General features: G+C 45.9%; 13 protein-coding genes. 9 read left to right on the forward strand and 4 right to left on the reverse strand.

All coding sequences use genetic code 11. The features are described from left to right. Nucleotides 1-36 precede the first annotated feature (36 nt). The 8 genes from CXK86_RS23850 (at nucleotide 37) to CXK86_RS23885 (ending at nucleotide 8,368) form a co-directional block, all read left to right on the forward strand. Complete coding sequence (locus CXK86_RS23850) at nucleotides 37-1,239, forward strand: HpcH/HpaI aldolase/citrate lyase family protein (RefSeq protein WP_257468102.1); 1,203 nt, start codon at nucleotides 37-39, stop codon at nucleotides 1,237-1,239. Continuing rightward, nucleotides 1,169-2,602, forward strand: coding sequence for a phosphoribosyltransferase family protein (locus CXK86_RS23855; RefSeq protein ID WP_101314691.1), 1,434 nt, complete (start codon nucleotides 1,169-1,171; stop codon nucleotides 2,600-2,602). Before CXK86_RS23850 ends, CXK86_RS23855 begins: the two co-directional genes overlap by 71 nt. Further along, a complete protein-coding gene (locus CXK86_RS23860) occupies nucleotides 2,599-3,750 on the forward strand; it encodes a cysteine protease StiP family protein (RefSeq protein WP_101314692.1) in 1,152 nt (383 codons plus the stop codon). The genes CXK86_RS23855 and CXK86_RS23860 overlap by 4 nt, the downstream gene beginning before the upstream one ends. After that, nucleotides 3,750-4,598 carry an HAD family hydrolase gene (locus CXK86_RS23865; protein ID WP_101314728.1) on the forward strand — a complete coding sequence of 283 codons (849 nt, stop codon included), beginning with the start codon at nucleotides 3,750-3,752 and terminating at the stop codon, nucleotides 4,596-4,598. The genes CXK86_RS23860 and CXK86_RS23865 overlap by 1 nt, the downstream gene beginning before the upstream one ends. After that, on the forward strand, nucleotides 4,599-5,648 hold the full coding sequence (locus CXK86_RS23870) for an ATP-grasp domain-containing protein (protein ID WP_101314693.1): 1,050 nt from the start codon (nucleotides 4,599-4,601) through the stop codon (nucleotides 5,646-5,648). A 147-nt stretch (nucleotides 5,649-5,795) separates the two neighbouring features. Then, complete coding sequence (locus CXK86_RS23875; RefSeq protein WP_036606279.1) at nucleotides 5,796-6,548, forward strand: hypothetical protein; 753 nt, start codon at nucleotides 5,796-5,798, stop codon at nucleotides 6,546-6,548. An 11-nt stretch (nucleotides 6,549-6,559) separates the two neighbouring features. Beyond that, nucleotides 6,560-7,663, forward strand: coding sequence for a toxic anion resistance protein (locus CXK86_RS23880; RefSeq protein ID WP_036606281.1), 1,104 nt, complete (start codon nucleotides 6,560-6,562; stop codon nucleotides 7,661-7,663). 138 nt (nucleotides 7,664-7,801) lie between these two features. Next, nucleotides 7,802-8,368 (forward strand): hypothetical protein, encoded by a 567-nt coding sequence (locus CXK86_RS23885; RefSeq protein WP_101314694.1) that lies wholly within the window; start codon nucleotides 7,802-7,804, stop codon nucleotides 8,366-8,368. Between the two features lie 64 nt (nucleotides 8,369-8,432). On the opposite strand, the gene CXK86_RS23890 is transcribed toward CXK86_RS23885, so the two are convergent. From CXK86_RS23890 to CXK86_RS23900, 4 genes are read right to left on the reverse strand one after another with little or no spacing between them, the layout of a single operon-like run. Continuing rightward, a complete protein-coding gene (locus CXK86_RS23890; protein WP_101314695.1) occupies nucleotides 8,433-9,095 on the reverse strand; it encodes a DUF2642 domain-containing protein in 663 nt (220 codons plus the stop codon). Nucleotides 9,096-9,108: 13 nt separating this feature from the next. Continuing rightward, complete coding sequence (locus CXK86_RS23895; RefSeq protein ID WP_101314696.1) at nucleotides 9,109-10,455, reverse strand: arsenic transporter; 1,347 nt, start codon at nucleotides 10,453-10,455, stop codon at nucleotides 9,109-9,111. Beyond that, nucleotides 10,456-10,593, reverse strand: a complete 138-nt coding sequence (locus tag CXK86_RS32285) for a hypothetical protein (protein WP_161799422.1) — start codon at nucleotides 10,591-10,593, stop codon at nucleotides 10,456-10,458. A 53-nt stretch (nucleotides 10,594-10,646) separates the two neighbouring features. Further along, complete coding sequence (locus CXK86_RS23900) at nucleotides 10,647-11,402, reverse strand: LSm family protein (protein WP_101314697.1); 756 nt, start codon at nucleotides 11,400-11,402, stop codon at nucleotides 10,647-10,649. A 338-nt stretch (nucleotides 11,403-11,740) separates the two neighbouring features. Here CXK86_RS23900 and CXK86_RS23905 point away from each other — a divergent pair, with 338 nt between their 5' ends. Then, a complete protein-coding gene (locus tag CXK86_RS23905) occupies nucleotides 11,741-12,799 on the forward strand; it encodes a CotH kinase family protein (RefSeq protein ID WP_101314698.1) in 1,059 nt (352 codons plus the stop codon). The last annotated feature ends 136 nt before the right edge of the window (nucleotides 12,800-12,935 follow it).

Raw genomic sequence — 12,935 nt, forward strand, 5'->3', positions numbered from 1 at the left:
TGCGAGGAGGAGACACCCCTGAAATATTTTAACTTTTTGAGTCTGGAAGAAGAAGATACTTTATTTTTCTCTTCACCCGTCTCGTTCAATCACCGGACTTCCAAAGATCTACTGGCATATGCTGTTGGGGCTGCTCTATATATGCCCGCGACGCGCGCACATATCGCGGACGACATTATGAATGGTAAACATGAAGGTCTGACGACCATTATTATTGATCTGGAGGACGCTGTGGGTGACGACCAAGTAGAGTTTGCCGAGCAGTGTCTGGTACAGCATCTAACTCAACTGATGACTTATATGGAGACAGGCATGCTGAGTCAGGATCAAATGCCTCTTCTGTTTGCTCGTGTACGTTCACCACAACAGTTGGAACGTCTCATTGATACGTTGGGAGAACTGGTGTCCATGCTGACAGGCGTGGCTTTGCCCAAGTTTTGCGTGGGGAATGGAAGGGCCTATTTTGAGCAGATCCGCAAGTATAATCAACGGAAACCGGAACATTATCCTGTTCTCTATGGAATGCCTATATTGGAAACGGCTTCAATTATATATCGGGAGACACGTTGGGAGACCTTACTGGGCCTTCGTAACATCCTCGATGAAAATGTTGAATATGTGCTCAATGTACGCATAGGTGCGACCGATTTCTCCAGCCTGTTTGGACTACGCCGAAGCCCGGAATTGACCATATACGATATCGCCACGATCCGTGACTGCATCTCGGATATTATCAATCTGTTTGGACGGATGGACAAGCCGTATGTGATCTCAGGTCCTGTCTGGGAATATTTCAGTCAGCGGGAGCGCGTGTTCAAACCTCAATTACGACAGACTCCATTCGAAGAAACCCTTGGCAAGTCAGGGCTGCATCTGAGAATGAAATATATTACGAACACAATGGATGGATTGATGCGTGAAGTCATGATGGACAAGGAAAATGGAATTGTAGGCAAAACGATCATTCATCCTTCTCATATTAAGCCCGTACAAGCGATGTACGTTGTTACACATGAGGAATATTCCGATGCCCAAGACATCATCGCCCGTAATGACGGTAGCCTGGGTGTGTTCAAAAGTAATTACTATAACAAAATGAATGAGATTAAACCACACTTGAGCTGGGCGAATCGAATTCTAATCCGATCACAAATATATGGGGTGTTACATGAACAGCAGCATTTTGTCGGGCTCTTGCCCAAGCACGAACAACAACATAACTACGTTCCCAATTCTTGATCAATTCAGTCTGAACGTTCAGGTTACACATAACCCGCTGCAACTTCCACTAGAATCTCTATTTTCCATGGCTGCACGCATCAATAAGAAACGTTCATTTCTGTTTGTAAGCAAACTGCTGGGCAAGCACATCCCGGTTAACCCGTATACCTCGCTTCTGAGTGGCGCGGCATTGGCTGTTCTGTTATATGAGCACCTGACTGAAAAGACGGAAGAGACGAAAGTTCAGATCACCGAGTGGAAACGGGAAATGGTCGAGGGGCTGATTGACCCCCAACAAGCCCGGCAAGCGTACAACATGCTGTTGCAAGAAAGCTTGAGTTTGCCGGAAACGATTCGTTTTGTTGGTTTTGCCGAGACAGCTACAGCGCTGGGTCACAGCATGTACGAGATGTTTGCTGATCAAGCTTCCTATATTCACACCACTCGCGAATATGTTCCAGCGATGCATCCGGATATTCAATTTGAAGAAGAACATTCCCACGCGATGGCTCATCGTTGTTATGCGCTGGATCATGAAGCCTTTGCAGGAGAGGGCCCGATTGTTCTGGTGGACGACGAGATTACGACGGGCAAAACGACGTTGAATATCATTCGGGATATTCAGGCCAGATACCCCCGGAAGCAATATGTGATTGCTTCGCTGTTGGACTGGCGTACGGAAGCGGACGAACTTCGGTTTGCCGAGCTGGAAGCTGAATTGGGAATTACCATTACACCGTTAAGCCTGTTGAAGGGCCGTATTGAAGTGGTTGGTACTCCACAGTTGGAAGCAACACAACAAGATGAGCAGCTACCTCATCCTGCCGTGACGATTCAGACTTCTACCGTTGCAGATGCCTTCCATCAGCTTCATGCCACTTCGGAGGATGGTGAAGGTAAACGTAGCACAGCGAGCTACGTCCAGCATACGGGCAGGTTTGGTATGCAATCCCGTCATAATGGGGTACTACGTCAGGAGATTAGCCGGATTGCAGAACGACTTCGGTCGCAGCGTAAGGGAGAACGGACGTTGGTGATGGGAACAGGGGAGTTCATGTACATTCCAATGCGTATTGCTGCCGAGATGGGAGAAGGCGTGTTGTATCAATCCACTACCCGCAGTCCAATCCATACACATCCGGCTCCAGGATATGCTGTTCGTAGTGGTGCTGGATATGCCTCACCGGAAGACGCATCCGTTCGTAACTTTATCTATAACATCGCTCCAGGACAATATGACGAGATTTTTGTGCTGCTGGAGAGACAGATGTCCGAAGAACGAATGGAACCGATGTTGAAGGTACTGGGGCAGTTGGGATGCGGACACATTCATATTGTATATTGCGGCTTGCCAGAGAAGACAGGGGACAACGAGCAATGAACTTAACTACACTGGAGCTAATCAGACAACGTGAGATTCCGTCTCCCGAACCGATGGGCAGTTATGCTGCATCGGACGTTGTTTTCCTACTGAAGGATATCAGCCATGTGGATCTGGAAAAGGGAACAGGTGAACGGGAGCAAGCGATCCAATCCGGGGTTCATTATTCGGAGATGTTGCCCGTGGAATATCAGCCCACAGCAGAATACATCGAGCTGTTCCATCAGACGCTGGAACAATCCGCTGCAAGAATCGCACGTCATACCGCCATTGTGGCTGAGAAGATTGTAGAGCGCAGGGGACTGAATCTGGTGCTGGTATCTCTGGCTCGAGCCGGAACACCTGTGGGCATCCTGATCAAACGTTATATTGAATTGAAATACAAGGTGACGATTCCGCATTATAGCATTTCGATTATTCGTGGCAAGGGTATGGACGAGAACGCAATTTTATATATTTTACAGCAGCATGGTCTGGAAACAGCCATTCAGTTTGTAGACGGTTGGACAGGCAAAGGGGCTATTCGCAAAGTGCTGAAAGAATCCTGTGACCAAATGGAACGGACTTATGGCGTAAGTCTTGATGATGATCTTGCCGTGTTGGCCGATCCGGGGCAATGCTCAGGCACCTTTGGGACAAGGGAAGATTATCTCATTCCTAGCGCTTGTCTGAATTCCACGGTATCGGGACTCGTGAGCCGTACAGTACTTCGCGATGATCTGATTGGGCCGGCAGATTTTCACGGGGCCAAATGGTATCGTGAATGGTCCTCTGCGGATGTGTCGACCCAATACGTGGATACTATTGCTCAGCATTTTCCGCAGATGATGGAACAAGTGGTGATTCGCTCGGACGACAATGCTACCAGTACTTCGGAAATCACCTGGAAAGGCTGGCAGGATATCGAGTCCATCCAGCAATCCTTTGGTATTGCGAACATCAATCTAATCAAACCTGGAATCGGAGAAACAACCCGAGTGTTATTGCGACGGGTCCCCTGGAAGATTCTTGTGGACCGTCTGGATAATCCGGATTTGCAACATATCATGATGCTCGCCAGAGACAGAAATGTGCCGGTTGAGGTATATCCGGGATTAACCTATTCCTGTTGCGGCATTATTCAATCCCTGGGAGGTGGAGGAGAATGATGATCTACGCAAGTGATCTGGACCAGACGCTGGTGTACTCCCGTCGTGCGCTCCGTATTCCCGAAAATACACCGGGACTTGTTCCCGCAGAGTGGATTAACGGCAAGTTGTCCGCTTTTATGTCAGCATATGCACTGGAGCGATTGCAGTCTTTGCCACAAGACATTGTATTTATGCCTGTGACGACACGTACCGTGGAGCAGTATCGGCGCATTCACATTTTTCAGAGCGAATGTATTCCGAAATATGCGGTGACAAGTAATGGTGGCAACATCATTGTTGACGGTCAGGTAGACGATGAATGGAATCTGCATATTCGTTCTTTGCTTCGTCAGCAGGCAGCTGCTCCCGAAGAGATCCTGGATTTATTTGACGACGTACTGAGCCCGGACTGGGTGATTAATCAACGATTGTGTGATGAGCTGTTCTTTGCATTGTTGATCGAACGTGACAAGCTTCCCATGGAGCGTATTGCGGACAAGATTCGGGTGTTAGAGACGCTGGGATGGGAGAGTTCGATTCAGGGCCGGAAGCTCTATCTGGTGCCTTCGGCCGTGAACAAACGAGCTGCAGTGGAGCATATTAGGCAACGCATTGGCGATGTGCCTGTGATTGCTTCGGGCGATTCCTTGCTGGATCGTTGTTTGCTGGACTTTGCGCAGCATGCCATTGCTCCGTCCCACGGAGAGTTACATGTGGAGAGACAGCGTGCACCTGAGCTGGTGCCATATCAATTTACGGAACAATTCGGTGCTTTTGCAGCAGATGAGATTCTCGATTACGTTCACCGTATTCATAACGATCAACAGACCCAGATAGACCATGCCGAGATAAGGGAGACCGTATAAATGAAAAAAATGAAGATTTACTTCAACCGTTGGTTCTCTGTAACGTACCATTATATGAATGCGATTCGGGACAATGAGGACGGTATGGAATTTGAGATCTACGGTACTCATCCTGATCCTGGACATATGGCATTACAGGGCTGTGATGTTGCAGAAGTTGAACCGCGTCTAACGGGCCGGGAATATGTTGATTTTTGCCTCGAATTTTGCCGTCGTCATCAGATTGATGTGTTTATTCCACGCTGGAACATGCTGGACATCAGCAGACATATCTCCCTGTTCGAAGAGATCGGTACACGGGTTATCGTATGCTCAGATACGGAATTACTGGAACAATTGATGGAGAAAGACCGGTTCTACGAATCGGTGCGTGAGAAAGGCATTATGGAGATTCCGGATTATTTCACGGTTAATAATGCCGCCCAATTCCAGCAAGCCTATGAGGCGCTGCGTGCGCGTGGACACGATGTATGCTTCAAACCATGTAATGGTGAGGGTGGTATGGGATTCCGAGTGATTAACAATGAACGTGATCCGTTGCAGGAGTTGTTCGGATACGCGCTTAACTCCATTTCGTATGAAGATGCTCTGCGTGCGTTCTCTTCTGCTCCGTCCTTTCAAAATGTCATGGTGATGGAGGTACTGGAAGGATATGAATACAGCATTGATTGTCTTTCGGATCGCAATGGGAAACTATTAACGGCTATTCCGCGTAGAAAAGAAAGAGGACGTTTGCGCTTGCTTGAAGAAAACGAGGAATTGCTGGCGATTGCCCGCAATGTGGCAGAAGTATATCGGATTCCTTATAATTTTAATATACAGATGAAATATCGCAAGGATACACCGAAGTTGCTGGAGATCAATCCGCGTATGTCGGGTGGGTTGCACATGTCTTGTCTGTCGGGCGTGAACTTCCCGTATCTGGCGGTCAAGTCTGCACTTGGCCATGATATTGGACCACTTCATCCGAAGTTTGGCATACTGGGAAGTCATATCGAACAACCATTTATAATCGACGTTCAGAAGGTAAGCGGAGTACACCACGTCTAGCTGAGAATTTCCCTCAACATTGACACCTTCTGGATGGTTTTTTTACAATACGGATGAGAGGTTATTCAAAAAGTCCATCTTCTCGGTACTGAAAATCAGACTTTTTGAATATGCACTGTATGTGTTGTTAAGGCAGGAGGACAAGTAATGTTACGGAAAACGAAGATAGGTATAGGCGCATTGGTTGGTTATGGTCTCGCGGCGATCACGAGTCCCTTTCTACCGGATGTCATCACGTGGGCAATTCCGGCACTGGCAACTGTGGTCGGAGGATTGATTCCTTCACGTTCCACGCCACGTACACAGGTCCAGGGTTCGTCATCAGCCCCTGTACCCATTACAGATATCGGAAATGAACCATCCCGCTTGAATGGTGGACAAGCACCGAGCACAGTGCCAACAGGGGCACGAGAAGCTTCTCTGGCAGAGCCCCAACCGAGTTCCACTCCCGCACAGCATGCAAGCACAGAACAAGCGAAGCCTTCCCGGACTGAACCAGATCCTGTATTTGATCCGGTGATTGAATACCTGGAAGTTCTGGAGGATATGATCATCTCCGAAGGTCAGAAGAACGAGCTGGATAATGAGATCGTGGAGAAATCATTGGCGTTGTTTGCCCGTTTGCAGCGTGTGATTCCTTCCCTTCAGGAACTAAATAACGGAGATATCAACCATACGGTGCGCAGACTTATTTTGAAAGACCTGAACGGTTTTATTAATCCATTTCTGCGTTTAAGTGGAGAAGCCAAACGCAACAATCGGCGTATGCTGCTGAATGGTCTTCGAGACGTGGATTCCAAGATATCGGATATTGTATCAACGATTGAACATAAAGACTTAATGGAGCTCCAGAACAAAGCGGAACTAATACATCAACGGTATAACAGCTCTGAATTATAGGAGGGATTGGCATGGCAACGGAATGGGCTCAGTTGAAGCAGGAAGATGAGCAACGAATTAACCAGGAAGCAACACAGCTTATTCAGAAAGTGTCCCAAAGTGATCCGGCTCATCTGGATACCTTAATGGATGATATCGGCAAGTTGGGCGTGAAAACACAAGAGAGAGCAGGACAGACTCTCAAGTTGCTTGATCGCCCAGTCAATGAATTGATGTCCGGGAACCGGGCAGAGGTATCCAACATGATCCTGAAGCTCCGTGATGAATGTGAGAGTTTGCAGCAGAGTAAAAATGTGAGTTTTGTCGGGAAGTTGTTACGTAAAAGCCCGCTGAAAAACTATGTATACCGTTATCAATCTGTTCGCACGAACATTGATGCGATCATTAACGGGTTGCGGGACGGCAAGGACAACCTGGAAGAAAGCATCGTGAATATGCGTCAATTGAAACGTTCCTCCATTCAGGAGATCTACAATCTGCAGACCAAAATCTCTTTTGGTAATCAATTGAAAGCATTGTTCGAAACCGAGATTGCCAAGCCTGAGAACGAGAATCGTAAAGCACATCTGGAGCGTGGGTTGCGCAAAGTGGTAACACGTACTCAATCCATGACAGAGATGATCATGCTGTACAATCAGGCAATCGCAGCTACCGACATCATTAATGATAACAATGACAAGCTGATTGATTCCGTTAATAATGCCATTGATAAAACAGCGAATCTGATCACCGTTTCGGCCATGATTGCGATGGCTCTCAATGATCAGGAGAAGGTCATTTCTGCTGTGGAAGCTACGAATAAGACGATTGAAGATCAATTCAAGGAGAACGCCAGATTGTTGAAGACAACGACGGAGAAAACAAATGAACTGTTGTCCAAACCGGCCATGTCTCTTGAAGCAGTCAATCAGGCGATGGGTGATCTGATGTCTGCGCTGGATCTGTCCGAGCAGTCTAATCGCCGGATTATCGAGAGCTGTAATGACTATACCAACAAGATGACAACCCTTAACGCCAAAATGAGTGATCGACTGGGTCTGGAAGGACCGAAGGCTGCTGCCATTCCGGAGAAAAACAAACCGGATTCCAGTGCATTAGGATCTTTCCTGGATTAGGGTAGGACACGCTGCATATCGTATCGAGATTGCTACATGGTTTTATTTTCTACGAGGGACGCTGAGTGCGTCTCTTTGTTTCATTTATTTGATAGAATAAAGCTAAAATCTGGGGTTATACGAAGGAGCTTGCTGAACATGCTGGACTTTTCATTCGAGATTATTGATGAGACCAAGATTAATATTCAATACAAATATGGCAGTGAGTTCTTTAACTTTAACCTGTATTATGCAAACGGGGAGTGGACGCTACATCCATTTGACGGCATACTGATCCAAAACCGTGAAATGTGCAGTCTGATTGTATCGGAGCTGCTCCGTAACAAAGATTTTCATGTCATGTTGGCTAAAGAGAAAATCATCTTATCCCAATTACGCACCAGTGTTAACCTTCAGTCCAATGAGCCAGATGAATGGGTTGCAGATCGAAGAAACGCGGATTATTCCAGTCCTGATGACGAGTTGATGGATTACATAGGGAACCACAGTTTCGAAGACATAGTACAGCTTGAGCAAGAACAGATTGAGGCCAGAGTACAGTTCTTCCAACAGATTATTCAGAGAATGTTTATGGAGGGGCTTGGACCGGAAGATGCTGATTTTATCAAAGTTCAGGCCGTGATTCGGATATATAAGGATACGTACGATCGCCTGGGCGAGTTGAATGATGACTATCGGGGTGATCGTGGACGCAGAAGATGGTAGGATGTAAAGTTGAAAAAAAGGTTCATCAGCCATAGGCAGATGAACCTTTGTGTTCTTCTGATACTCAAGGGAGATGAATGGTTTGGATATGATCGGTATGCATAATTAAAGAAGTCCCATCTGCTTCTACCAATGCAAGCAAGTGGTTGTCTGCATTCTTCAATAACCCTGCTCGGTAAGGCTTGCAACCGAGGTTGAGTACAACAAGTTCACCTATCATTTTATGAAGTTGCTGATCGAGTGTACGGGAGAGTGACATGGACGAGGGTTGCATAGGGAAATGTTGCTTACTAAGGGAGTAGGGTGTGCTGTTAGTAGGGGAAGGAATAATATACTTCAGATGATTAATGGAAACGTAGATAGAATGATATAAAGGAGAGTAGAACATAAAGTAGTCATTCATAATATTTGTAATATAACCATGCAATGTTTTCCCTCCGATGGAGATTTCACTGAATCGTCCACGGGCGTTCATCAGCATTTTGCGGTAAGAGATGTTGGTGTGATCCATCTCGGGGTCAGGTGTTGGCAAAACTATACTTGAATCATCTGCTGTGCTGACATGCATGGATTGAACATGATGAAGCGGAATATAAACAAATCGCTGATTTCCGTAGACTACAATCAGATCCTGGCCTACATCAATGATCTCACCCTGGATCGGTAGTTTACAGCCAGACAGCTCTAATTCGACGGATTTACCCAGCCAATGCGTAAGAAGTTCCACAGTATACCTCCTCTCAGTAGATTATAGACGTCCAAATATATAGTGAAATTAGACTAACAATTAGACTTATCGGTATCACAATAAAGGTAACTTTCATATACTGTTTCCAGGAGATTCGAATATGATGGGTCTTTAATATATACATCCAAATTAACGTTGCTAAGGTGCCAATAGGCGTCAGCAAGGCTCCGATATCACTTCCCAGAATATTAGCAAGATACGCAAGATGCAGTTGGGATTCACTTAGTGGAAGGTCTGTAACAGCAAAGGTCCCAATCATCACGGAGGGCAAATTGTTGAACAGATTGGAAAGCAGAGTGAGCATTAACCCCGACACAGCAATGATGCTGGCATTTCCTCCTTCTATTATCGGTTTCATCCACTGAATGATCCATGCGGTCATGCCTGCTCGGTGAAGACTATCTACAATAACATAGATGCTGAAGGCGAAGAGTAAAATGTGCCAAGGCGTTTGTGTTATCACATCTTTGAGTCCAGTCCGGGTGCGATACCAACGCACAGCGAGCATGAGAATAACACCAGTGATTGCAACTACCTCCATGGGTATACCAACTTGCTCAGCTAGAAAATATCCTGCACGGATAAATACAACGATGCCTATACAGACACGGAACAGCCACCAGTCTACTTTATTCTCGGATTCAGTCGTCTGTAGCGGATGATATCCTGAACCTGATGAAGACTGCAGGGATACAGGGAAATGATGAATAACTTTGGGAATACTTCTACGAAAATAATAGAACAGCAGTACGGTCATCACCATGATCGCAAGCATGGATGGCACAAACATCATCTGAGTATAAGTATTCAGATTTAAGCCAACCATTTGCAAAGCAATCAGATTTGCCAGATTACTAAGTCCAATTGGCGCACTGGAAGCCGTAGCGATTAGCGCACCGGAGATCAGGTAGGGTAACTGTTGATGCATTTTCAGACGAAGTATAGAACAGATTCGAATAATGATCGGAGTTGTGATCAGAATACTGCCATCATTGTTGAAGAAGATGGTCATGAGAAAACAAAGTAATAGAATTAGCCAGAACAATCGAAAGCCGGAACCTCTTGCTTTCTCAATCATATTCAAAGCGATCCAGCGAAAAAAACCGATGCTATCTAGAATAATCGACATGACAATGGTAGAGAGGATTGTTACGGCTGCACCAGATACGATCCCGAAGATTCCAACAATGTGAGCATAGCTGCTCACTCCAGTTAAAATAAGAAGAAGGGCGCCAAGCGAGGTGGGTATAGATTCATTCAATCCGCCAGGACGCCACATCAGGAAAATGACAGTGATGATAAAGACCCCGAAGGTTAACCACAACTGGTAGTCAGGCATTTACTGTGATTCACCTCCCAGGGGGAGAAGTCCTGACGAAGCCTGAAGCAGATGTTCATGGGATGGAGTGGGCCTTCCGGGTGCAACGATCCAGTAAAAAGGCACACCAATCAAGACTAATGCGACGAAGATCAACATGATAATTCCCCCCTTTAAGCTGGTAGATAACTTAAGTTGTCAGTTTATTTCAGTTACTTCTTTTTACCGCCGGATTTGTTACCACGGGATTGACTGCCTTGGTTGCCTTGATTGCCTCGCGACTTGTTGCCACCTGACTTGTTACCACCAGATTTATTGCCTTGGGATTGGTTGCCTTGAACTCGTTGCCCCTGAGAACGATTGCCTTGGTTGCTCCGTGACTTGTTGCCGCCGGACTTATTACCCTGGGATTGGTTCCCCTGAGCTGCTTGGTTCCCTTGAGAACGGTTGCCACGAGACTGGTTGCCTTGAGCCGCCTGATTACCTTGGGCTGCTTGGTTCCCTTGACTTGTATTACTACTGTTATTGTTATTGTTGTTGTTGTTCCCACCACCACGTACGAGGGATACAGATTTCACATGTTGCATCGGAATACGAACAATCTCCTGATTTTTCAAAGTCATGATCAATTGGTTCTGGTTGGCATCGGCCAGGATGCCTTCCACTTTTTCAGGTCCTCCCCGGTTAATCTGAACACGGCGGAAGCGGAGTGCTTGCATAACGCCCAAAAACGTGTTGGAAGGAATAGGATTCCCCATGGCTGCATTTCGGTTACCACCGGAACGGCCTGTATCTGTTATGCTTTTGACATGTGATTCATTAACGTAGACAATCCCTTCTTTGCAGTTCATCGCCATATAGTCCCAGCGTACGTCCGTGAGTGTACCTTGTACTGAATCAGGTCCTCCCCGGTTAATCTTAATCTCTCTTCCCAACAAACCTCTCATTCCTTGACCATTCATAGACATTGTGTTTGACCCCTTCCATGGTATAAGTTCAGATGGACAAAAATGGTGGATGTAATTATGATCCCTTCCATTCGTCATTCGTGTCTGTCTGTAGTTTAAGCATATGTGACATGCCTCTTGGAGGGACTAGCCAGTTAACTATATTTATACCATTTCAGCTATAATCTATGAAAATGATGTAAATTTATAGATTAATAACCCGGTTATTCCGCATTATGACAAGTGAATTGGGATGCGATAAGTATCAGGACTGTGCATTCGCCCGTACGACTTTCTGTGCATCTGCATAGGATGATGTAAGAGCCTACGGGCGAATCTTACAGGTACTCGAAAGGCGGATGGAAATGGCTCTACCTGTCTACCATATCAGCTTGTCTCCAACCGAATATCAACAGTTAACGTCCAATATATGGTCAGAGACGTTTGTGAACAGCACGATGCAGATGGACGGTAAGCCGTTTCCGATCCGGCTTCGATACCGTGGAGGACATACACGCGGTTATCCCAAAAAATCATTTGAGATTCGTACATCCAGCCGAACGTATCATTTTAATGCGGAGTATGATGATCCTTCGTTGTTGCGCAATGCACTTTCTTTTCGTTTTTTTGAGTCGATTCGTGTACCCGCACCGTCTACACAACACTGCGTACTCTATCTGAACGGGCAGCTTCTGGGTGTATACCTGAGGATCGAAGGAGTGAAATCCTTCTTTTTTCGCCAACGGAAAATCCCTGTGCGCAGTATCTTCTATGCGGTAAATGATCATGCTGGTTTTATGATAAATTCGAATTCCTCTTCAACAAGTACCGATCTATTGTCAGGGTACAGCTTAATTCGTGGTAAAGATGTGGATCGCACAAGGCTACGTAACTTTATTCAGCAGTTGAACATAAAGTCCAGGCTGGAATTGTTTCGTTTTTTACAGTCGAGGGTGGATACAGACAATTATTTACGCTGGTTAAGTGGAGCTGTGCTTACAGGGAACTTCGACGGATTTCATCAGAATTACACATGGTATGAGAAAATCAAAAGCGGAAAATATGGCATCCTGCCTTGGGATTATGAGGGTACTTGGGGGAGGAACTGTTATGGAACTCGAGTTGATCCCAATCTTGTTCGAATTCAGGGGTATAACAGACTTACCGGACGATTGCTGGCATTCCGCAGTTTCCGTCAACAATATAAAAAGCTGATGCGCCAGCATCTGATGAATGCTTTTACAGAGAAGCGAATTATGCCCTTGGTGAATCGGTTACACAATGAGATTCGTGAAGATGTCAACAAAGATCCTTACATGAAATGGCCCATGGATGTATTTGCAGGTGAACCGGAAAGAATTCGCGAATATGTGCTGAAACGTCGGGAGTATCTAAGTGAAAAACTACGTCAGCTGTAAGCACTTAACTAGTGTGGGGGAGGGAGACCTTCCTTTTTTTACTGCCAAAATGAAGAGAAGTTTATTGTATTGGGAAAAGTAGGGTAATAAGAATAGAAGCGGCATTGTAAAATACGCTATAATAACCATATGTGTA

Source organism: Paenibacillus sp. BGI2013, assembly GCF_002843485.1.
GTDB classification, from domain to species: domain Bacteria; phylum Bacillota; class Bacilli; order Paenibacillales; family Paenibacillaceae; genus Paenibacillus; species Paenibacillus amylolyticus.